Raw genomic sequence first — 21,457 nt, 5'->3', positions numbered from 1 at the left:
GTATTTAGGTATTTGAAGGTATCTGTGGAAAGTCAGGATGAAATTGAGTTTTAATTGTTTAGAATCGGACCTTTTTCGTTCCAGAACATGGAAAGTAGGACATGGTCGCCAACTGGAGCTCGGCCCAAAAGCGGTTCTGATGGGGATATTAAACGTTACGCCCGATTCATTTTCGGATGGTGGTCATTTTTCAAATATCGATGCAGCATTAAGCCAAGCTGAGAAAATGATCGGCGAGGGTGCTCATATAATTGATGTGGGCGGTGAATCAACCAAGCCAGATGGAACAGCTGTAACTGCTGATATTGAACAACAACGGGTAATTCCGGTGATTGAGGCTTTAACCAAGAATTTCGACACTTTAATCTCAATAGATACATATAGGGCAGAAACAGCAGAGCTTGGTGTTAAAGCAGGTGCGCACATCGTAAATGATGTATGGGGACTTCGGCGGGAAGAAGATATCGCTGACGTTGTCGCTCGTCACAATGCAGGTGTCTGTATTATGCATACTGGTCGAGACAGAGATAAAGACGATGATGTAATCAATGATCAGAAACTCTGGTTTCGTAAGTCATTAGAAATTGCAACTCGCGCTTCTATTGCCGATAATGCCATTATCCTTGATCCGGGATTTGGGTTTGCCAAAAATGTTGATGAAAATCTGGAACTGATGTTGAGGTTTTCTGAACTCAATCAGTTCGAGTATCCTATTTTAGCAGGTGCATCCCGTAAAAGGTTTATTGGAGCGCTGGTTGACCGTGATCCAGAAAATATTGATATACGCAGCCGTGATATTGGAACGTCAGCGACATCTGTATTACTAAGAATGCAAGGCGCTTCGATTTTTCGTGTTCATGATGTCGGTTTAAATCGCGATGCATTAGCTATTGCAGATGGGCTTATTAAACGTTCTGCTGATAAAAGGTCGAGTTGAATGAAGTCAACTTTCACAATCCATATAAAAAATTGCGCATTCTACGCGTATCATGGCGTACTAGATTTTGAGAAAGAGAAGGGGCAGAACTTTTTTGTTGATGCCGTTTTGACTATCGAGCGACCACCGGAGTTTGGTAATGATGATCTGAATGATACTGTAAATTACGCTCTAGTTTTCGAATTAATAGAACAAATTACGACCAAGGAACGCTATGACTTGATTGAAACACTTGCTCATGAGATCAGTCGGAGAATTTGTCAAAAATTTTCAAAAGTCATTTCTGCTTCCATTACTGTGCGTAAACCTGATGCGCCGATAGATGGTGAATTTGATTATGTTGAAGTTAATGTAGAAGCGCGAAATGATGACTAAGACAATTCAAGCTGCACTTGGTCTGGGTGGAAATTTAGGAGATCCCAAGGCGCAAATACAGGAGGCTTTGTTACTATTAAGTGCTAATGAGAATATAGATATTGAAGCCGTATCTCATCTTTATAAGACTGCACCTTGGGGAAATACGGATCAACCGTCGTTCTTAAATGCATGTGTTTTGATTAGTACAAACCTTTCCGCAAGACGGCTTCTTGAAGTATGTTTGGCTATTGAGGGAGAGTTGGGGCGCGTTCGCTTGGAGCGATGGGGCCCTAGAGCCATTGATCTTGATGTTTTATTCTACGCAGACGTACAGGTCGATGAACCTGGACTAGAGTTACCGCATCCACGAATGACTGAACGAGCTTTTGTGATGGTGCCGTTGTCTGATGTGATACCAGATAAAGTAATTGAAGAAAATATTGTTCAGTTTTGGGCTGATAGGCTTAGTACAGATGATATCGAAGTCGCTGATGATACTCCCTTGTGGTGGCAAAAAGGCAAAGCCTGACTTCTTAATCTGAAAGAGACGTCTTGCGAACTAATTTTCGTGACAAAGTCATTCCGATAACGGGAACCATGCTGGATCCCACTTTTACAGAAATTGTAACATTCATTGTATCAGGATTAATAAAATCAGCGACCATGGCACCGTCTAACTTGTTTCTATTAATGCCAACGACAGCTTTTGATTTCTTGAATTTTCCAGAAACGATATCAAGGCCTTGTCCAGCGGCACCATCCAGAAATTTGCCCTTATAGCGATTACCGGATTTTTGAATCGTTGCATTCATTTTCTGATTAAAAACACCAACGCGGCATGTTCCATCCATGGTTATGCCCAGCTTTTTTCCAGCCGAAGGGATGCCTGCAAAGTTACAATTAAATTTTGTACCTTTGTATTTTCCCGCAACGATTTTCCCCGGGCCTTTCCAGTTTCCTTCAACTGAATTGAAAAAGGCACGGTCATTACTCGCATTTGCAACATTGACGGCAGTTGCTGCTGAAAGAACGAGACCAATAAAGAAAAGCTTAGATGCTTTGAAAATCGACATGTGACTACCAATTGTTTATTAGGAACTTTACCTAAATTGCCCTGTAATGGTTAATGCTTGGTAATTATGCACCTAATTTTTGAAGATTTGTCATCATTTTATTAAGCATGAAGTCATTTTTCAACATCTTTTGGGGGACTGGTCGTCGTTAATTCAGAGAGGAAACTCTTGATTTGCGGCCTTTTCAGCTGATTGAACGGCATTGGTCGTGAAAGTTCCATCGCCACAATACCAAATCTGGTTGTCATAATGCCATTAATAACACCTTCACCAAAACGGGCAGATATCTTGCCAGCTATTCCATGGCTGACAAATTGATGGATAAGGCTTTCACCAATTGCAACGGTTCCGGTAACTGCTAGATGCGATATAACGGACCTAAGTAGTTTTAGTATGCCAAAAAATCCCGGATGAGAGCCGTATAGGTTTGCTAATTTGCGCATGAGACGCACCATTTCATATAGGGCGTAGCCTGTATCAATCAAAGCTTTCGGACTAATTGCCGTTACAACGGAAACGCGTTTGGCGGAGGACAAGATCAATTTACGAGCTTCTTTATCAAGGTTTCCGAGAAGCTGAGTTTCAGCAAGGGCCAAAAGATTATTGCCATCGATGATATCGTCTTCGGCTTCCAATAAGATTTGGCGTCCGCGCGCAGTCTCAGGCCGTTCGATCACAATTTTAGTTATACGTGAGACCAAGTCCCTTGCTTGTGGAATATTGGGGGTGGGGAGTGCTTTCTCAATATCTTTACGTAATTTTTCGACAGAGCGTAACTTTGCAATTCCAATGATTTCGCGGACAATCAGAAACAAGAACGATACCAGCAACACTAGCAGTGCTGATGCTCCCAACCAACCCGTGAGTGGGGAGCGTTCAAAAAGATCAGTAATGAGAGTTTCTGCCCATAAACCAAATGAAAGGCTCAAAAGCATTACGATAGCAGCGGCGGCCAACCGTAGAATTGAAAATTTGGATTTTTTCAATTTGACTGGAGGTTCATGCTCTGACATTTCGTCAAGTGTATTCAATTGAGCGGTAAATATGTCGTCTTCTTCGGACGCAATTTGTAGGTTTTTGTTTTCAATATCAATTGATTTTGCAGGTCTTGGTCCTGAGTTTATTTTACGTTTGGACGGTTTATCAGACGGCTTCTTGCCGCTAGTTTTGATGTCAAATGCTGCAGGTTTTCGGTTGTTAGTCATTGCAATCTATCTCCGATAAGAAACTCAATTGCTTTATCCAATCGAATATGGGGCAGTGAGACGTTGATCGTGTTCTTCTCAGAAGTAAGTTCTGGCGGTCTGAATTTAACAAAGTTCAGATCGTGGGTTTGACGAAGGTCTTTGTCAGACTTTGATTCAAGTGCTTTGAAAATTGAATCCGGATCTTCTGGTAAGTCCCCGGGAAATATTGCTTTTTCCGATTTTCCATCGAAAGAAAGACCGTTTATTTGCTGTCCGTTATCAGGCGTCCCGATGATTACCGGAAGTTCGTCTGTACCATCTTTGTAGCTGGCTTCTTTTGTTGCCCGAACAGCTGCCATTGCAATGACATCAATCTCCGCACCGCTTGCGCCGACCTTTGTCATTGCCCGTTCAACAAGGCGATTGATTAGCTTCTGAAGTTTGTCATGACTTTGGTGGTGCAAATGATCCGCCTTGGTCGCTGCTATCATGATTTTATCGATGCGCCGTGTGAAAAGATTTTCAAAGAAGTTATTTTTGCCGATGTTAAAACTCAAAAGTATATCGGCGATCCCGCGTTCCAGATCCACCACAGCATCGCTGCCCGCATTTAGTGCTTGCAGAGCATCGATAAGAATGATTTGTCGGTCAAGGCGCGCAAAGTGGTTTTGATAAAATGGTTTTATGACTTTGGATTTATAACTTTCATATCGTCGTTCCATTGTCGCATAAAGGGAGTTTGGGTCGGACTTACCCTCAGCTGTTTTTGCCAGCGGAAAAAACGTTACGGCTGGTGATCCTTCAAGGTCACCCGGCAATAGAAAGCGCCCTGGAGGCAGTGTGGAAAATGCCCACTTCTCATCCTTGCAAGCTTTAAGGTAGTCAGAGAATTCGGTTGCAATTCGCTTAATCTCTGGCTCCGACATAGGAGAGGTTGAATCTATCTGCATTAAACTATTTAGCCACGTGGCACTTAGCTGGCGACGTGCGCCTTTCGTGGCAAGATCCAATGCGTTTTGGCTGAATGTTTCAAAATTCTGCGAAATAAGTGGAAGGTCGAGCAGCCACTCACCAGGATAGTCAACAATATCGACATTGAGATGTCCGGGAGAAAAATACTTGCCCCAACCTTCAGCCGTTTCATATTCAATTTTCAAGCGTAGTTGTGAGATGGATGTTGTGGACTGAGGCCATCTTCGGTCCTTCATTAAGCTCTCAACATGCTCCTCATAAGAAAAGCGGGGAATATCATCATCTGGTTGCGGTTGAAGACTTACCCGCGAGATACGCCCCTCGTTTTGCGCTTTAAGAACTGGCATACGAGATGCGGTGAGTAGATTTTGGATGAGAGATGTGATGAAGACCGTTTTTCCAGATCTGGCAAGGCCAGTTACTCCGAGCCTTATTGTAGGATCAAACACACCTGTGGTTACTGACGCCAAATTGTCATAAACACCAAATGCTTCATTTTTTAAATTTAACAGTGAAAAATCTCGCAATTGATAGTTTCCTTGTCCGAACGGCGATTAGAATAGATATAGGCGTATGCATTGTTGATTTGTAGATGTGCCAGAATTTTTCAAATTAACAGGTTTATGAACACCAAATTCGATAAAAATTGAATTATGCGCTGAATGTGATTTTTACGTCTTGAAAGCGATCTAGACACTCGGTATACACCGCGTCAGTTAAAATTGTTGGGAGGCTTAAAATGAGTGATACCTCACATATGGATTCATACGTACCTTCTGAAGACGAGGAGTTCATGAACCCTCGGCAACTGGCATATTTCAAGGCTAAGCTCTTAGCTTCGAAAGAAGAAATTCTTGCCGGTGCCCGTGAGACAATGGGTAATCTTGCAGAGGAAAGTTCCAATCATCCTGATGTTGCTGATCGAGCATCGTCTGAGTCGGATCGTGCGATTGAACTTCGCGCAAGAGATCGTCAGAGAAAACTAATTTCTAAAATTGACGCAGCTCTTCACCGAATTGAAGACGGTACATATGGTTATTGTGAAGATAGTGGTGAGCCGATTAATTTAAAGCGCTTGGATGCGCGGCCAGTTGCTACTTTGAGCATTGAAGCTCAAGAGCGTCATGAGCGTCGCGAAAAAGTATATAAAGACGAATAATTATTTTAGGCGCCTATTACTGTCGCCTAAAAGTGCTTTCAGCTTTTTAATTCTTTCTTCCGCCGTCTCCGGGATGGGATCAAATTTTCTTGGGGCCGGTGCAGCTGCTTTGCTTTCTTGTAGTCTAGCGCGGTATTGCGCGCGCGCGGCGGCCTCTTTCTGATTTCTCAATACAGCCTGAAAATCATCAGTGTCTTCACGCGGCCGTTCAGTCGTAGTCGGCTTTGCAAATATTCTGCTACGTGCCTGATCAAAAAAGTCTGAGACTTCTTCCTCAGAGCTTAACATGCTCACAGCTTTGGCAACGGTCTTTTCGTTTACCTGATTGGATTTAGAGGCTTCTAATGCATCGCTAATCAGCCTTGTCAATTCGGCTTCGTTTATTTCAGACGGCACTGACCGTGAGGATTTCTGGTATTCTACCGGATCAGATTCCTGTGCTATGTTAGTTGAAGGGGCAGAAACAGTATTAGGTTGTAGTGGTTCAGTTGCGCCATTTTGATGAAGATTTTCATCATTTGATGCCTTCACTACTTTGTTGTCACTCAGAACTGCCTGGGCTTTTTGCTCAGACTCAGGAGAGCTAACGGTGGTATTTTTTGATGAATTTAGAAGTCCGGATGATTCAATGACCAAATCTTCCTGTCCACCAATTAGAATCAGGTGTTCAATTTCATCTTTTCGTATGAGAATAAGTTTACGTTTTTGGTCGACATCAAGGCTCTCCACTATGCTTAAACGAGCATGCGGGTTCATGTGTCTCGAGAGTGTAGCAAAATTAAATTTTGTTTTGAGGAAGAATGCCAAACCTGCGCAAGCAGCAATAGCAGCCATTACGAGAATGGCAGCAAAAAGCAAGTTCCCCATATTACCAGATGTCGTCGATTCGAGCATTAATGACCCCAAGAATTACCCATAAAAGCTTTTTCTGACTCTTGAATAAAAAACAACTCTCAATTTTTGTATTTAAACAACTCATTTGCGAATGGCGTGGGGATATCTTTTTATTACGCTTTCAGTCGACATAAATTGCATTAAATATTAAACTTAATGGAATCTGGGAAATTTTCCTTGAATTCGAGTCGCAAGACCATTTTGGTGCAAGTAAGATCATAACCGCTTATGTTGGGTTGATATATGAATCAGGGGCCTAAATCGAGACCAGCTATACGTCTTATAGTTGTTTCAATTGCTATGATAGTTATTTCCATAGCTTTCTTTTTTCTAAAAGATATTATCACAACGCAGGTGTTACTCGTTTGTCTTGGAATTTTGAGTTTTCTAGGCATTTTTCTGATTATCGGATTGGTGACAGGCCTTATCGGGTTTATGCCCAAGCCACAAATTGACCCCTTTGCATTAAGTATTTTGAATAATCAGACACAAGGTATCGTGATTTCTGATCAGAAAGATCGGGTTATTTTTGGTAATGACGCATATCGAATGCTTGTCGGTTCGACGGGCGGGGAAGCATTCAAGTCCATTGGTGCGCTACTTAATCAAGACCCTGGGGCTACAGAAGCTGCATATAGATTGATAAGAGCTGTACGAGATCAAAAATCGTCCTATGAAGAATTTCGCCTTGATGCGCCAATTGGTAGTCGGACAGATGATAAGGGTCCACGTTGGTACAGGCTTTCTGCAAAACCCTATAGTGATGAGACCCGAGACCAAATGATCGCATGGGAACTCATTGATATAACTGAGGAGAGAGCCGACCAAGAGCGTGTGTTCAAGGAGTTACAATACGCTATTGATTATCTTGATCATGCGCCAGTTGGGTTCTTTTCCGCCAACAATAAGGGTGAGATTGTTTATCTAAATGCGACCTTGGCGGATTGGCTTTCAATTGATCTAACGAGCTTCAAAACAGAAAATGTTCCGATTTCTAATATTGTTGCTGGAGAAGGGCTTGCGTTAATTAATTCAGTCCAAGCAGAGCCCGGGCTAAATAAGACAGCTTTCATTGACCTTGATCTATTAAAAACGAATGGTCAAAGCCTGCCTGTTCAACTTGTTCATAAAGTTTCGGCCACTCATGATGGGGCTCCAGGTGAAAGCAGAACTATTGTCGTTGGCCGAAAAGATAATGATGGTGCGCAAGTTCCATCTGCGACCGCAGAGATGCGATTTACGCGGTTTTTCAACAATACGCCGATGGCGATTGCTTCCGTTGATGCATCTGGAAAAATACTTCGAACCAATGCACCATTTTTCAAAATGTTTGATGGAATTATTGGTCGGCAGCATATTGAAAATGGAGTTTTACTTGAAAGTTTATTCCGTGAAGAGGATATTGACGGTTACCGTGAAAGCCTTGTTCAGGCAGCAGACAAGCAAGGCAATATCGCACCCGTAGATGCAAGACATCCGAAGGACGATGAGCGCTATTTTCGTTTTTATGTAAACTCGGTTATTGAGCAACCGGATGAGGTATCTCGTGAGCTAGCAATCATATATGTTGTTGAAACAACTGAACAAAAAGCTTTTGAATCTCAAATGGCGCAAACTCAGAAGATGAACGCGGTTGGCACGTTGGCAGGAGGTATTGCTCATGATTTCAATAATGTTTTAACGGCGATTCTTCTTTCATCTGATCACTTGCTTTTAAATTCTGGTCCCGCCAGCAGTGATTTTGCTGACTTGATGGAGATTAAACGTAATGCAAACCGAGCTGCCGTGCTTGTGCGGCAATTGTTGGCATTTTCACGGAAACAAACTATGCGCCCGTCAGTGTTGTCCATGGTGGATGTTCTTGGTGATTTACGCATGTTGGTTGACCGTTTGACGGGAACAAACGTTAAGCTAAAGGTCGAGTTTGGCAAAGATGTATGGCCTGTTAAAACAGATCTCGGTCAATTTGAGCAAGTGCTTGTTAATTTGGCTGTCAATGCACGGGATGCGATGCCCGAAGGCGGAGAGGTTACAATTCGGACACGGAATGTGGAAGAAGATGAGATTGCAGCTCTGAATTATCGCGGAATGTCATCTGGTGAGTATGTTCTGGTTGAGGTTGAAGATCAGGGAACAGGTATAGAACCTGAAGTATTGGAACAGATTTTTGAACCATTTTTCACAACCAAAGACGTTGGTAAGGGAACGGGTCTTGGGCTGTCTATGGTTTACGGCATTATTAAGCAATCCGGTGGTTTTATCTATCCTGAATCTGAAGTTGGTAAAGGTACAACGTTCAATATATTCCTACCCCGCTTCGAAGAAATTGCAGCTGCCAATGATGATGAGCAGAAATCAGGAAAAGATAAAGGCGATGATGTTTCTATCGCAAAGAAGCCTGCGGACGCTAAACTTGGTGACGAAAGTTCTGACCTAACTGGTGATTCGACAACAGTCCTATTGGTTGAGGATGAAGAAGCTGTGCGTCGCGGTGGAAAGCGAATGCTTGAAACGCGTGGTTATGATGTGCACGAAGCAGGAGATGGTGCGGAAGCACTTGAAATTCTTCATGAACTTAAAGGCAAAGTGGACATTGTTGTATCTGATGTAGTTATGCCAGAAATGGATGGCCCAACGTTGCTACGTGAACTTCGTAAGGATTATCCGGATATTAAATTTATTTTTGTATCGGGCTATGCAGAAGATGCTTTTGCAAAAAATCTGCCAGAAGGCGCTCAATTTGGCTTCTTGGCAAAACCGTTCTCATTAAAGCAATTAGCAACTGCTGTTCGTGATATGCTTGATAAATAGTAATTTATTTGCTTCACTTAGTTTGAAACGATTAATTCATCTTAATGCCATATTTCATGGTGACAACTGAATTACGGAAATTTTAACAGGGGGAATCCCATGAAAACCCAAATTATCGCCACTCTTCTTGCGGGAGTTTTCTTAGCGTCATGTACCACAACTGATCCTTATACTGGTCAGCAAAAGATTAGTAACACAGGTAAAGGTGCCGCACTGGGCGCTGCTGCAGGTGCTGGTCTTGGTCTCCTAGCTGGTGGCGATGATCGCCGAAATGCGCTTGTCGGTGCTGGTATCGGCCTTTTAGCCGGTGGTGCAATTGGCAACTATATGGACCAACAAGAAGCTGAACTTCGTGCACAATTGCAGGGTACGGGCGTAACGGTTACACGAAATGGTAACCAAATTATTTTGAATATGCCGTCCAATATTACATTTGATGTGGGGCAATCGGTAATCAAACCTACATTTGTTAATACGCTTAATGGCGTTTCTATCGTTGTAAGTAAGTTTAACAAAACATTGGTAGATGTTTACGGTCACACGGATTCAACCGGTAGTGATCAGTCAAATCAGATTTTGTCTAATCAGCGTGCGCAATCTGTTGCTAATTATCTATCGCAAACTGGTGTAGACCCACGCCGCTTTAGAACTCTTGGCTTTGGCGAAACGCGTCCAATTGCAGATAATAGTACGGAATTTGGTCGTGCGGCTAATAGACGGGTCGAAATTCAACTTTCACCACTTAGCTAAATTTAATATGTTGTCTGGCGTTTTGAGCGCCAGACAATTCTAGAATTCACTTTACAAGCTCAATTGCGATTTCGGTCGCGATTTTTGCGTTATTGCGCACAAGCGCAATATTTGTTTCTAGGCTTTTGCCGTTAGTTAATTCAAATATTTTTCCAAGCAAAAATGGCGTTACATCCTTGCCGGATATGTTCTGCTTACTAGCCTCGGTAAGTGCTTGTTCAATATAGGTATTCATCTCACTAGCCGAAATTTCATTTGCCGTAGGGACGGGGTTTCCTACAAGCATACCACCATGGTTACCAAACTTTTGCCGTGTCTTCTCAAATGAAGCAACGTCCAACGCGTTTTCGACACGTAGCGGAGATTTATATTCTGACTTTTGTGACCAAAAAGCGGGAAAGCTATCTTGGCCAATCGTCACTATAGGCACACCCAATGTTTCCAGTACCTCAAGTGTTTTGGCTATATCCAGAATGGCTTTTGCTCCGGCAGCGACCACAACAACAGGCGTTCTGCCAAGTTCTTGTAAATCTGCAGAGATATCAAAACTATCCGATGCTCCGCGATGTACGCCACCAATCCCGCCAGTCGCAAAAACTTGTATCCCAGCTTCGTGCGCCGCCATCATCGTTGCAGCAACCGTCGTAGCTCCTGTTTTCTTTTGAGAGATCGCAAAGGCCATGTCGGCTCTAGACACTTTCATTGCATCTTTGGTTTGAGCAAGTTCTTCGAGTGTCTTTTGCTCTAATCCGATATGTAAGTTACCTTGTATGACAGCAATTGTAGCTGGCGTTGCGCCACCATCGCGAATGAGCTGCTCGACGCCTGTCGCCATTTCAAAATTGCCCGGCCAAGGCATGCCATGTGTTATAATAGTTGATTCAAGAGCAACAATTGGCGCCTTGTTGTCGATGGCCTGTTTTACTTCGTTACTAAAATGCAACTGCATTAGATATCCTGCTTTGATTATTGTTTGTCGAGCTTTAATCTGGCTGCATTATTGCTTCAATAGTTTTTGTTGATAATTGTTCACTACATGCACCGTTTACTTCTATTGTTATTTTGGCGGCAGCCAGACCAGTTCTTAACGCTTCTTCTGCGGTGGCGTTTTTTTGTGTTGATGCAATGAAACCGGAAAGTATGGCGTCGCCTGCGCCGGTCACATCCTGTATTTTATCCGAAGGGTAGGGCGGTAGGCTGATTGTTTGGGTATGGTTGGAAAAATAGTGCAGGCCATTTGACCCATCTGTAATAATCCCGGACTTCAGTCCCATATTATGAAGTTGCTCAATCAATTCCGGTATGGAATGCTTTGTAAGCTCCGTCAATTCTATTGCTTCATTGATATTCATCGATAATAAATTAAGGCTTGGTAGCGAGGGTTGAAGTCTTTTGACTTTTGCAGGTGAAGTTGCCACTGCATACCAGCGGCATTGCTCAGTTTTTAATTTACCGATGGCGCTTGATATATGTGCCGGAAAATTTGCGTCTGTTATGATTATATCAGCTTGTGTGATTTTCGTTCGTAGCTTCTCTGTGAGAAAACTTTCCGTAGTAAGTTCATCATAAAGCTGCATATCCGCTAAAGCTGCAATAAGTTCACCATTTTTATCTTTAAGAGCTGTGTAGCTTGGTGAATTGCCTTCAAGCTGAATTGGAAAGTCAATAAAATTTGATAAATTTCTCAGCTTGTTTTTAATCGCAAATGTTAGGTTGCCATCCGCACGCGGTGAGGAAAATATCACGGGAATATCTAATTGTGCTAAGTTACTTGCTACATTAAACGCGCCGCCGCCTATGTCTTCCCTCATGGTTCCCGGGATGCTCGAACCTGTTATATAGGGTTTGTTCATGGTTCCATTTCGGTCGATATGAGCACCACCCATAATAAGAATAGGTTTCAATGGGTTATTCCTTTCGGCGAATCGTCTATCATGCTGAAAGCGATTTTAGTTTAAATCTATTTGACTTGAAATAGATTGTTGAAGTTGCCGGACAAAAATAGAACAAATTCGTATTTATTAAATATTTTCATATAGTTAAGTTGGTATTGCCAAATGAGAACAAATAGAGTACGTTTAGGTTATGGAAGCGCTGATTACTTGCGGCGGCTAAATAATTTGAAGGTATGTAATCATGGGACAAAACTCTTTGCGACTTGTAGAGGAAAAATCAGTGGATAAAAGTAAGGCGCTGGATGCAGCACTTTCTCAGATTGAGCGATCATACGGAAAAGGCTCAATCATGAAACTCGGCTCAAATGAGAGTGTTGTCGAGATTGAAAAGGTTTCAACAGGTTCTCTCGGGCTTGATATTGCCCTTGGTATTGGTGGTCTGCCTAAAGGCCGTGTTATTGAGATTTATGGTCCTGAGAGTTCAGGTAAAACGACCATGGCATTGCAGACGATTGCTCAAGCTCAAAAAGATGGCGGTATCTGTGGTTTTATTGATGCAGAGCATGCTCTTGATCCGGTTTATGCGCGTAAGCTTGGTGTTGATCTTGAAGACCTTTTGATATCACAGCCAGATACTGGTGAGCAGGCATTAGAAATTACGGATACACTGGTTCGTTCTGGTGCGCTTGATGTTCTTGTTGTTGATTCTGTGGCAGCTCTTACGCCCCGAGCAGAGATTGAAGGTGAAATGGGCGATAGTCTCCCGGGCTTGCAAGCTCGTTTGATGAGCCAAGCCTTACGCAAGTTGACAGGTTCGATTTCAAAATCAAATACCATGGTTATTTTTATCAACCAAATCCGTATGAAAATTGGTGTGATGTTTGGTTCACCGGAAACAACAACAGGCGGCAATGCGCTTAAATTTTATGCATCAGTCCGTTTGGATATTCGCCGTATTGGTGCTGTAAAGGACCGCGATGAAATTGTAGGTAACCAGACACGTGTTAAAGTTGTAAAGAATAAGATGGCACCTCCATTTAAGCAGGTTGAATTTGATATTATGTATGGTGCAGGTTCTTCCAAAACGGGCGAATTGGTTGATTTAGGAGTCAAAGCTGGAATAGTCGAGAAATCTGGCTCCTGGTTCTCATATAATAGTCAACGCTTGGGACAGGGACGTGAAAACGCAAAGCAATTCCTTGCTGATCACCCTGAAACTGCGGATGAGATTGAATTATCATTGCGTCAGAACGCCGGTCTGATTGCAGAGCAATTGCTTGATGACCCTTCTGGTGGTGCATCCGATGATAAGGATGATGCTGCAAAAGCTTAATCTGCTTTAAGTATTTGAAATTTATTTGCCGTCTCCATCATTTGATGGGGGCGGCTTATTTATCTTTGCTTTGTAATATTCTTAGGCGCTTGGCGGGATTCGGAAGATTATTTGGTTGATTAAGCCTTCTTTCAGCCTTAAGAAAAAACTACTTTTGGCCATTTGAGGTTTGATTAGGTATGAGCGGCGTAAACGATATTAGATCTGTATTTTTGGATTATTTTAAATCCCACGGACATGAAGTTGTATCTTCAAGTTCGCTGGTTCCGCAAAATGATCCAACATTGATGTTCACAAATGCCGGAATGGTTCAGTTCAAGAATGTTTTTACGGGGCTTGAGCAGAGACCATATTCGACAGCTGCAACATCGCAAAAATGCGTACGTGCTGGTGGTAAGCATAATGATCTGGATAATGTTGGGTATACAGCACGCCATCATACATTTTTTGAGATGTTAGGTAATTTCTCATTTGGTGATTATTTTAAAGAACAAGCCATTCTCCATGCGTGGAATTTGATAACTAAAGAATATGCTCTACCGGAAGAGAAGTTATTGGTGACCGTCTATTCAGAGGATGACGAGGCTGCGGATCTTTGGAAAAAAATCGCTGGTTTGAAAGATGATCGTATCATTCGGATTCCAACCAGTGATAATTTTTGGTCTATGGGTGATACTGGACCTTGTGGCCCATGTTCTGAAATTTTCTTTGATCATGGTGAAGATATATGGGGTGGCCCTCCCGGCTCACCGGAAGAAGATGGTGATCGCTTTATCGAAATTTGGAACCTTGTGTTCATGCAATATGAGCAGATTTCCCAAGATCAACGCGAAAACTTACCTAAACCATCTATTGACACAGGCATGGGGCTAGAACGTATCGCTGCTGTTCTGCAAGGCAAGCATAACAACTATGAGATCGATTTATTTAAGAAGCTCATTAATGCGTCGGTTGAAGCAACGGGCGTGAAGGCTGATGGCGATCAACTGCCTAGTCATCGTGTGATAGCTGATCACTTGCGAGCTTGCAGTTTTCTCGTTGCCGATGGTGTTCTTCCTTCAAATGAGGGGCGTGGTTATGTGCTTAGACGTATCATGCGTCGTGCAATGCGACACGCTAATCTTCTTGGTGCGAAAGAACCGTTGATGCACAAATTGGTTCCAAGCCTCGTTTCGGAAATGGGGGATGCTTTTCCAGAGTTGCGTCAGACCGAAAGTCTCATAAGAGAAACATTTGAGATTGAAGAAGTGCGCTTTCAGAGAACGCTTGGTCGGGGTCTACAGCTTCTAAATGAAGCTACAGCTGATATGCATGAGGGTGATGAGCTCAAAGGCGATGTGGCATTTAAACTTTATGATACCTATGGATTTCCGCTTGATTTGACGCAAGATGCACTTCGCTCGCGTTCGATTGACGTTGATGTAGATGGTTTTAATACGTCCATGGAGAAGCAAAAAGCAGAAGCTCGGGCAAATTGGTCCGGTTCTGGGGATGTTGCATCGGAAGCTATATGGTTCAGCGTATTTGATCGTGTTGGGTCCACCGAGTTTTTGGGTTATGAAAAGTTACTCGCAGAAGGCGTTATAGAATCAATAGTTAAGGATGGCGAAGAGGTCAAAAAAGCCGGTAATGGCGATGAGGTAAGTTTGGTTTTTAATCAATCACCCTTCTATGCAGAAATGGGTGGTCAGATGGGTGACACTGGGCAGATATTTTTTGAAAATGGCGCCATTGCAGATGTAAAAAATGTTTCAAAGAAGGCTGATGGTCTATTTGTTCACCATGCGGTTCTAAAGGAGGGAGAGGTTTCTGTAGGTGAAGCCGGTCGTTTGGAGGTTGATCCCGACCGCAGGGCTAATATTTGTCGAAATCACTCTGCCACTCATTTACTGCACGAGAGCCTTCGTCAAGTGCTGGGTGATCATGTTGCACAAAAAGGGTCTCTTGTTTCGTCGGATAGACTTCGATTTGATTTCTCTCACCAGAAGCCAGTTGAAGCTGATGAGCTTTCAAAAATTGAAACTATTACTAATGAAGTTGTCTTGCAAAGCGAACCTGTGACAACGCGTGTAATGGGTGTAGACGATGCTGTTGAAGCAGGAGCTCGTGCCTTGTTTGGCGAAAAGTACGGTGAGGAAGTTCGTGTCGTAGCGATGGGATCACAACCCGATAGTTCAGGTGAAGATGGTCAATTCTCTGTCGAGCTTTGTGGTGGGACACACGTCTCGAACACAGGTGAAATTGGCCTTGTAGCTGTCGTGGGTGAAAGTGCGGTATCTGCTGGTGTTAGGCGTATAGAGGCACTAAGTGGTGATGCGGCGCGGGATTACTTCAGAACGCAAGAGGCCACGTTAAAATCTGCCGCTGCTGCCCTTAAAACCTCGCCATCAGAAGTTCCCAATCGAGTTGCGCAGTTGCTTGAAGAGAGAAAGCAGTTGGAAAAAGAATTGTCAGATACAAAACGCCAACTTGCTATGGGCGGGGGCGCTAAATCTGACGGTGCTGAAATGATCAATGACATCAGCTTTATAGGTAAGGTCGTTGAGGGTATTGGCGGCCGTGAGTTAAAGGCTCTGGCAGATGAAGGCAAGAATTCAATTGGTTCTGGAATTGTGGCCTTTATTGGTATTGACGGTGGTAAAGCTGGTGCTGTTGTGGGTGTGACGGATGATCTTGTTGGAAAATACAGTGCAGTCGACTTGGTTCGTGCTGCATCGGAAGTTCTCGGTGGGAAGGGTGGCGGCGGTCGTCCTGATATGGCGCAAGCTGGTGGTCCTGATACATCAAAAGGCCCTGACGCTATAGATGCTATTAAGGCGTTACTCTAAACCAGTTATACTGATATCAAAAATAAAAAGCCCGCTGCAAATAATGCAGCGGGCTTTTTGAATCGAGTTATGAACTTATTAACTTAAGCCATTGCTTTTTGTAGATTTTCATCGATCTTATCGAGGAAGCCTGTTGTTGACAGCCAAGGCTGATCAGGACCAATCAATAATGCCAAGTCTTTTGTCATAAAGCCAGATTCCACTGTGTCCACGCATACTTTTTCAAGTGTTAGCGCAAATTTTGCAAGCTCGGCATTATCATCAAGTTTTGCGCGGTGAGCTAGGCCACGTGTCCATGCAAAGATGGAGGCAATTGAGTTGGTAGAAGTCTCTTCACCTTTTTGATGCTGGCGATAGTGACGTGTGACTGTTCCGTGAGCGGCTTCTGCTTCGACAGTGCGGCCATCGGGAGACATAAGAACCGACGTCATTAAGCCAAGTGAACCAAACCCTTGAGCAACGGTGTCCGACTGAACATCGCCATCATAGTTTTTACAAGCCCAAACGTAACCACCAGACCATTTAAGGTTTGATGCGACCATGTCGTCAATCAAGCGGTGTTCATAAGTGATATTTGCTTCTTCGAATTTTTCTTTGAATTCGTTTTGATAAACTTCTTCGAAGATATCCTTAAAGCGACCATCATACACTTTCATGATAGTGTTTTTAGTAGACAGATAAACCGGAACTTTGCGTTGCAAGCCGTAATTCATGGATGCGCGAGCGAAGTCTTCAATGGATTTATCAAGGTTGTACATGCCCATTGCGATACCAGCAGATGGTGCTTCGAAGATATCATACTCTTGCTCGGTGCCGTCTTCGCCAACAAATTTCATAGTAACTTTACCCTTGCCAGGGAATTTAAAGTCTGTCGCGCGATATTGGTCACCAAATGCGTGACGACCAACGATAACCGGTTTTGTCCAGCCCGGAACCAAACGTGGGACGTTTTTACAAATGATTGGTTCGCGGAAGATTACACCACCAAGAATGTTTCTGATTGTGCCGTTTGGTGAACGATACATTTTTTTGAGGCCGAACTCTTCAACGCGGGCTTCATCTGGCGTAATGGTCGCGCATTTGACACCCACGCCATATTTTTGGATTGCATTTGCAGCATCTACAGTGATCTGATCGTCAGTCTCATCACGTGCTTCCATACCTAAATCGTAATATTTTAGGTCAATATCTAGATAGGGGTGAATCAATTTATCTTTGATGAATTGCCAGATGATACGTGTCATCTCATCACCATCGAGTTCCACAACAGGATTTTCGACTTTAATTTTCGCCATATTTGGGACCTTTATATTGGAAGTGCGTAACCTGCTTGAAGTGCAGGATTGAACTGATGCGCCCTCATAGCAAAGCACAGCTCGCAGTGCAATATTTATGGGAAAAAAGCTCTGAACACACATTTGCTCTGTTTGGAGATTATTGAAGTGCTTTTAAATTAGGTACAAATGTGCAACACGAGCGTAGTGATTAAGATGGAATATTTATGTCTGGTACGAATAGTAAAAAACAGATGATCTCTGAGGGACCAATTATTATATTGGTTGAACCACAACTGGGCGAAAATATCGGCATGGTGGCACGCGCCATGGCCAATTTCGGCTTGGATGACCTCAGAATTGTGGCGCCGCGCGATGGCTGGCCAAATGAGAAAGCTATATCCGCAGCGAGTAAAGCAGATCATGTTTTAGATGGAGCGCAGATTTTTGATGATCTTTCATCGGCAATCGCGGATTTAAATTTCGTCCTCGCCACAACGGCAAGGGAACGTGATGGGCATAAGCCGGTACAAGGCCCTGTCTCGGCGGCAAAAGAGCTCCGTGTTCGGTTTAAGCGTGGGGAGAAGCTTGCGATACTTTTCGGCAGAGAACGAATTGGTTTACGCAACGATGAAGTAAGTCTGGCTGATGAACTTGTTACATTTCCAGTAAATCCTGCATTTGCATCATTAAATATATCACAAGCAGTGCTTTTAATGTCGTATGAATGGCTAAAAAGTGGGCTTGATAGTGAAACTGATATTCCTCACCAGTCACCAGATTTTGCGCCTGCGGAGAAACACCATCTACGTGGTTTAATTGATCAAGTTGAAGAAGCTTTGGATTCTCGTGGATATTTTAGATCAGAGAAAAAACGGCCTGCTTTGATTGATAATCTTCGTGCGGTTTTTTCGAGGCCAGCTTTTTCAGAAAACGAAATCTTCTTTTTGAGAGGCGTTTTCTCGTCGTTAGACCAGTATAGCCGATCAGCCCCTAAAGGGAAATCAGGCCCTGGCTTAGGTGGTCGTAGTTCTGATGATGGTTTGAATGATGAATAAGCAGGCACCAATTCTGCTTTTTGACAGTGGTATAGGTGGCTTAACCGTGTTGCGTGAGGCACGAATTTTAGTGCCGGAGAGGCAGTTTATCTATATCGCCGATGATGCTGCTTTTCCTTATGGTTCATGGGATGAGACTAATCTAGAATCCCATATTGTAGAGCTTATGGGTAAGTTGATAGAAACCTATCGACCTGAACTTATAATCATCGCCTGTAATACTGCTTCTACTCTTGTTATGACGGCTTTGCGATCGAGGTTTCCTGAAGTCAAATTTGTTGGCACAGTACCTGCAATTAAACCTGCCGCTGAACGTACAAAATCTGGCATGATTTCTGTATTGGCAACCCCGGGCACTGTCAAACGAGCTTATACACGCGATTTGATACAGTCATTTGCCAGTCAATGTCATGTGCGACTTGTTGGTTCAGAAGACCTTGCCGGACTGGCGGAGGCTTATATGAGTGGGGGAAAGGTAAGTGATGATGCATTGCGCCCAATTATCGCGCAATGTCTTATTGAGCTTGATGGAAACCATACTGATATTGTTGTGCTGGCTTGTACGCATTACCCATTTTTGGCAAATCGTTTTCGTCAAATCTCGCCCTGGCCAGTTGATTGGTTAGATCCGGCTGAGGCAATTGCACGGCATGCAATAAGTTTGATTGACCGCGCTCAAGTATCAGGGCAACCTGATAAGGATGTAGCCCTGTTTACATCGTCCACGGTCAGCTTCTCAAAAGCGCAGTTGATTAGAGGGTTTGGACTGGAACTTTTAGTTTAGCTCATCCGACTAGCGAAGACGCTTTGATGGGCGGGGTTCGGGAACAAGCTCTCCATTCAGGCGGCGATCGAGATAATCAGCACATTCAGCGATAAGCAAATCTGTTTTATCTGTAAAGAAGTGGTTTGCACCGAGCATCGTTTGATGTGTGATCAAGATACCTTTTTGGGTGCGTAGTTTATCAACTAAAACCTGAACATCTTTTTCAGGCGCTACTTGGTCTTCATCACCATGAATGATGAGACCGGAAGACGGACAGGGTGCCAAAAATGAAAAGTCATAGGTATTTGGCTGCGGAGCAATGGACATGAAACCTTCGATTTCAGGACGACGCATCAACAATTGCATACCAATCCATGATCCAAATGAGTAACCCGCAACCCAGCAGTTTTTTGAATCTGGGTGGAGTGTTTGTATCCAATCAAGAGCTGCTGCTGCATCAGATAATTCACCTGCACCATGATCAAAATTACCCTGGCTACGGCCAATACCGCGAAAATTAAAGCGAAGCGTTGTAAAGCCACGTGCTTTGAACATGTAGAAAAGTTCATATACAATGCGGTTATCCATTGTGCCGCCGAATTGTGGATGGGGGTGTAAGATAATTGCAATTGGAGCATTTTTATCTGTACCGGGTTGATAACGTCCTTCAAGACGACCTTGTGGTCCGTTAAAAATTACCTCAGGCATTTTTTCTCCATTCGTGGTTTCCAGAATATATTTCATAAATCATTGAAATAATCTGGCGATTTTATGCAACGAGCCTTGACGATGGCTACCAGTCTTCATAAAACCTAGTTTAGAATTATTCGAAAGTAGCTATAATTCACATTATAGTTTTTTTGTCAGACGCCGCTTCATAGGACAAGCGGGGTTAAAAATTCAAGCATAAACGTACAAAGTCAGGTTTTGTGGCAAGATTGATGGTGTTTGGTTAATGGTTTCACGGGTCTATATGGATTATAATGCGACTGCGCCGCTTTTGTCGTGTGCTAAGGACGCAATGATTCTGGCCATGGATGAACTGGGAAATCCGTCTTCGGTGCACCGCGAGGGGCAAATGGCGCGGCGGATGATTAATCAAGCCCGCGCTCAAGTCGCACATCTTTGTGATGCTGATCCGGCCCATGTAACGTTTGTTTCGGGCGCGACTGAAGCTGCGTATCATTTACTAACACCTGATTACAAAATGGGCCGCTCTCCGATAAAGGTCGCAAAACTTTATATTTCAGCGGTTGAACATCCATGTGTGCTATCCGGTGGCCGATTTGAATCCGGTGATGTTGAAATTATTGCCGTCGATAGTCAGGGGCGTATTAATTTAGATGCCCTGCAACAAGCGCTTTCAAATCATGACCATGAGCAAGGCTTGCCCTTGCTAGCGCTGCAGGTTGCCAATAATGAAACTGGTGTTTTGCAACCTGTTGAGAAAGCAATAGAACTTGCGAAAGCACATAAAGCAATCACAGTTCTGGATGCTGTGCAAGCTGCTGGGAAGATTGAATTCTCGATGGGCAATATAGGTGCGGATTTTGCATTTATCTCTGCACATAAACTTGGTGGCCCGAAAGGTGTCGGTGCGATTATCTCTCAAGGTGAGGTATTGATGCCGAAACCGCTTATTTCTGGCGGAGGCCATGAAAAAGGTCATCGTGGTGGTACAGAGAATTTAATTGGGATTGCAGGGTTTGGCGCATCTTGTTTGTTTGCGAAAGAAAACATATATAATTTTTATAAGTTTTCAAAATTGCGTGATCAAATTGAGGGAAATATATCGAAAATAGCACCGGATATTGTGATCTACGGCAGAGAGGTTGAACGTATAAGCAATACGATCTGTTTTTCACTACCGGATACAAAGTCAGAAACGTTGCAAATTGCGTTTGATATTGATGGGATTGCTGCATCATCTGGTTCTGCTTGCTCATCGGGAAAAGTTGGCGAGAGCCATGTATTGGCGGCGATGGGTGCTGATACAAAAGCAGGTGCCCTGCGGATTAGTACCGGGCATGGCACAAGTGATGAAGACGTTAAAGCGTTTATGAGCGCATTTGAAAGAATTAATAAACGTCGATTGGATCGACGAAAAGTAGCTGCGGCCTAAAGTTATAGGCTGAAGTAAGAATAATGAATTCGCATTAAGGA

The 21,457-nt window shown here is 43.4% G+C and carries 19 protein-coding genes; 11 read left to right on the top strand and 8 right to left on the bottom strand.

Annotated features, from left to right (window positions below; all coding sequences use genetic code 11):
* The first annotated feature begins 37 nt into the window (after positions 1 to 37).
* From folP to folK, 3 genes are read left to right on the top strand one after another with little or no spacing between them, the layout of a single operon-like run.
* On the top strand, positions 38 to 937 hold the full coding sequence (folP, locus tag G3W54_RS07250) for a dihydropteroate synthase (protein ID WP_162652418.1): 900 nt from the start codon (positions 38 to 40) through the stop codon (positions 935 to 937).
* On the top strand, positions 938 to 1,312 hold the full coding sequence (gene folB / locus G3W54_RS07245; RefSeq protein ID WP_162652417.1) for a dihydroneopterin aldolase: 375 nt from the start codon (positions 938 to 940) through the stop codon (positions 1,310 to 1,312).
* Positions 1,302 to 1,823 carry a 2-amino-4-hydroxy-6-hydroxymethyldihydropteridine diphosphokinase gene (gene folK / locus G3W54_RS07240; RefSeq protein WP_162652416.1) on the top strand — a complete coding sequence of 174 codons (522 nt, stop codon included), beginning with the start codon at positions 1,302 to 1,304 and terminating at the stop codon, positions 1,821 to 1,823. The genes folB and folK overlap by 11 nt, the downstream gene beginning before the upstream one ends.
* A gap of 4 nt (positions 1,824 to 1,827) precedes the next feature.
* On the opposite strand, the gene G3W54_RS07235 is transcribed toward folK, so the two are convergent.
* From G3W54_RS07235 to G3W54_RS07225, 3 genes are all read right to left on the bottom strand, one after another.
* Positions 1,828 to 2,367, bottom strand: a complete 540-nt coding sequence (locus tag G3W54_RS07235) for a hypothetical protein (RefSeq protein ID WP_162652415.1) — start codon at positions 2,365 to 2,367, stop codon at positions 1,828 to 1,830.
* 113 nt (positions 2,368 to 2,480) lie between these two features.
* Entirely contained in the window at positions 2,481 to 3,572 is a 1,092-nt protein-coding gene (locus tag G3W54_RS07230; RefSeq protein ID WP_162652414.1) for a TIGR01620 family protein, read from the bottom strand.
* Positions 3,569 to 5,053 (bottom strand): YcjX family protein, encoded by a 1,485-nt coding sequence (locus G3W54_RS07225; RefSeq protein WP_244627850.1) that lies wholly within the window; start codon positions 5,051 to 5,053, stop codon positions 3,569 to 3,571. The genes G3W54_RS07230 and G3W54_RS07225 overlap by 4 nt, the downstream gene beginning before the upstream one ends.
* 212 nt (positions 5,054 to 5,265) lie before the next feature.
* Here G3W54_RS07225 and dksA point away from each other — a divergent pair, with 212 nt between their 5' ends.
* Positions 5,266 to 5,685 carry an RNA polymerase-binding protein DksA gene (dksA, locus tag G3W54_RS07220; RefSeq protein WP_162652413.1) on the top strand — a complete coding sequence of 140 codons (420 nt, stop codon included), beginning with the start codon at positions 5,266 to 5,268 and terminating at the stop codon, positions 5,683 to 5,685.
* On the opposite strand, the gene G3W54_RS07215 is transcribed toward dksA, so the two are convergent.
* Positions 5,686 to 6,519, bottom strand: a complete 834-nt coding sequence (locus G3W54_RS07215; RefSeq protein WP_210253516.1) for a flagellar biosynthetic protein FliO — start codon at positions 6,517 to 6,519, stop codon at positions 5,686 to 5,688.
* A 303-nt stretch (positions 6,520 to 6,822) separates the two neighbouring features.
* Here G3W54_RS07215 and G3W54_RS07210 point away from each other — a divergent pair, with 303 nt between their 5' ends.
* Entirely contained in the window at positions 6,823 to 9,390 is a 2,568-nt protein-coding gene (locus G3W54_RS07210) for a PAS domain-containing sensor histidine kinase (protein ID WP_162652411.1), read from the top strand.
* A 99-nt stretch (positions 9,391 to 9,489) separates the two neighbouring features.
* Positions 9,490 to 10,140, top strand: a complete 651-nt coding sequence (locus G3W54_RS07205) for an OmpA family protein (RefSeq protein WP_162652410.1) — start codon at positions 9,490 to 9,492, stop codon at positions 10,138 to 10,140.
* A 46-nt stretch (positions 10,141 to 10,186) separates the two neighbouring features.
* On the opposite strand, the gene G3W54_RS07200 is transcribed toward G3W54_RS07205, so the two are convergent.
* Positions 10,187 to 11,089: a pseudouridine-5'-phosphate glycosidase gene (locus G3W54_RS07200; RefSeq protein WP_162652409.1), complete on the bottom strand. Its 903-nt coding sequence runs from the start codon at positions 11,087 to 11,089 to the stop codon at positions 10,187 to 10,189.
* Between the two features lie 34 nt (positions 11,090 to 11,123).
* Entirely contained in the window at positions 11,124 to 12,044 is a 921-nt protein-coding gene (locus G3W54_RS07195) for a carbohydrate kinase family protein (protein ID WP_162652408.1), read from the bottom strand.
* Positions 12,045 to 12,276: 232 nt separating this feature from the next.
* Here G3W54_RS07195 and recA point away from each other — a divergent pair, with 232 nt between their 5' ends.
* Together recA and alaS are read left to right on the top strand one after the other, a co-directional pair.
* Positions 12,277 to 13,368: a recombinase RecA gene (gene recA / locus G3W54_RS07190; protein WP_162652407.1), complete on the top strand. Its 1,092-nt coding sequence runs from the start codon at positions 12,277 to 12,279 to the stop codon at positions 13,366 to 13,368.
* Positions 13,369 to 13,547: 179 nt separating this feature from the next.
* Complete coding sequence (gene alaS, locus G3W54_RS07185; RefSeq protein ID WP_162652406.1) at positions 13,548 to 16,196, top strand: alanine--tRNA ligase; 2,649 nt, start codon at positions 13,548 to 13,550, stop codon at positions 16,194 to 16,196.
* Positions 16,197 to 16,279: 83 nt separating this feature from the next.
* Here alaS and G3W54_RS07180 read toward each other — a convergent pair whose 3' ends face one another.
* Positions 16,280 to 17,491: an NADP-dependent isocitrate dehydrogenase gene (locus tag G3W54_RS07180; protein WP_162652405.1), complete on the bottom strand. Its 1,212-nt coding sequence runs from the start codon at positions 17,489 to 17,491 to the stop codon at positions 16,280 to 16,282.
* Positions 17,492 to 17,697: 206 nt separating this feature from the next.
* On the opposite strand from G3W54_RS07180, the gene G3W54_RS07175 reads away from it, so the two are divergent.
* Together G3W54_RS07175 and murI are read left to right on the top strand one after the other, a co-directional pair.
* Positions 17,698 to 18,528: an RNA methyltransferase gene (locus tag G3W54_RS07175; protein ID WP_162652404.1), complete on the top strand. Its 831-nt coding sequence runs from the start codon at positions 17,698 to 17,700 to the stop codon at positions 18,526 to 18,528.
* On the top strand, positions 18,518 to 19,312 hold the full coding sequence (murI, locus tag G3W54_RS07170; RefSeq protein WP_162652403.1) for a glutamate racemase: 795 nt from the start codon (positions 18,518 to 18,520) through the stop codon (positions 19,310 to 19,312). The genes G3W54_RS07175 and murI overlap by 11 nt, the downstream gene beginning before the upstream one ends.
* A gap of 9 nt (positions 19,313 to 19,321) precedes the next feature.
* On the opposite strand, the gene G3W54_RS07165 is transcribed toward murI, so the two are convergent.
* The gene (locus G3W54_RS07165; protein ID WP_162652402.1) at positions 19,322 to 20,002 is read right to left on the bottom strand and encodes an alpha/beta hydrolase; all 681 of its coding nucleotides are present in this window, start codon (positions 20,000 to 20,002) and stop codon (positions 19,322 to 19,324) included.
* A gap of 247 nt (positions 20,003 to 20,249) precedes the next feature.
* Here G3W54_RS07165 and G3W54_RS07160 point away from each other — a divergent pair, with 247 nt between their 5' ends.
* Complete coding sequence (locus G3W54_RS07160; RefSeq protein WP_162652401.1) at positions 20,250 to 21,416, top strand: cysteine desulfurase family protein; 1,167 nt, start codon at positions 20,250 to 20,252, stop codon at positions 21,414 to 21,416.
* Positions 21,417 to 21,457 lie beyond the last annotated feature (41 nt).

The sequence above is a fragment of the Lentilitoribacter sp. Alg239-R112 genome (genome assembly GCF_900537175.1).
Lineage (GTDB): Bacteria > Pseudomonadota > Alphaproteobacteria > Rhizobiales > Rhizobiaceae > Lentilitoribacter.
The sequence above is the reverse complement of the archived record's forward strand: the minus strand, read 5'-3'. Positions and strand labels throughout refer to the sequence as shown.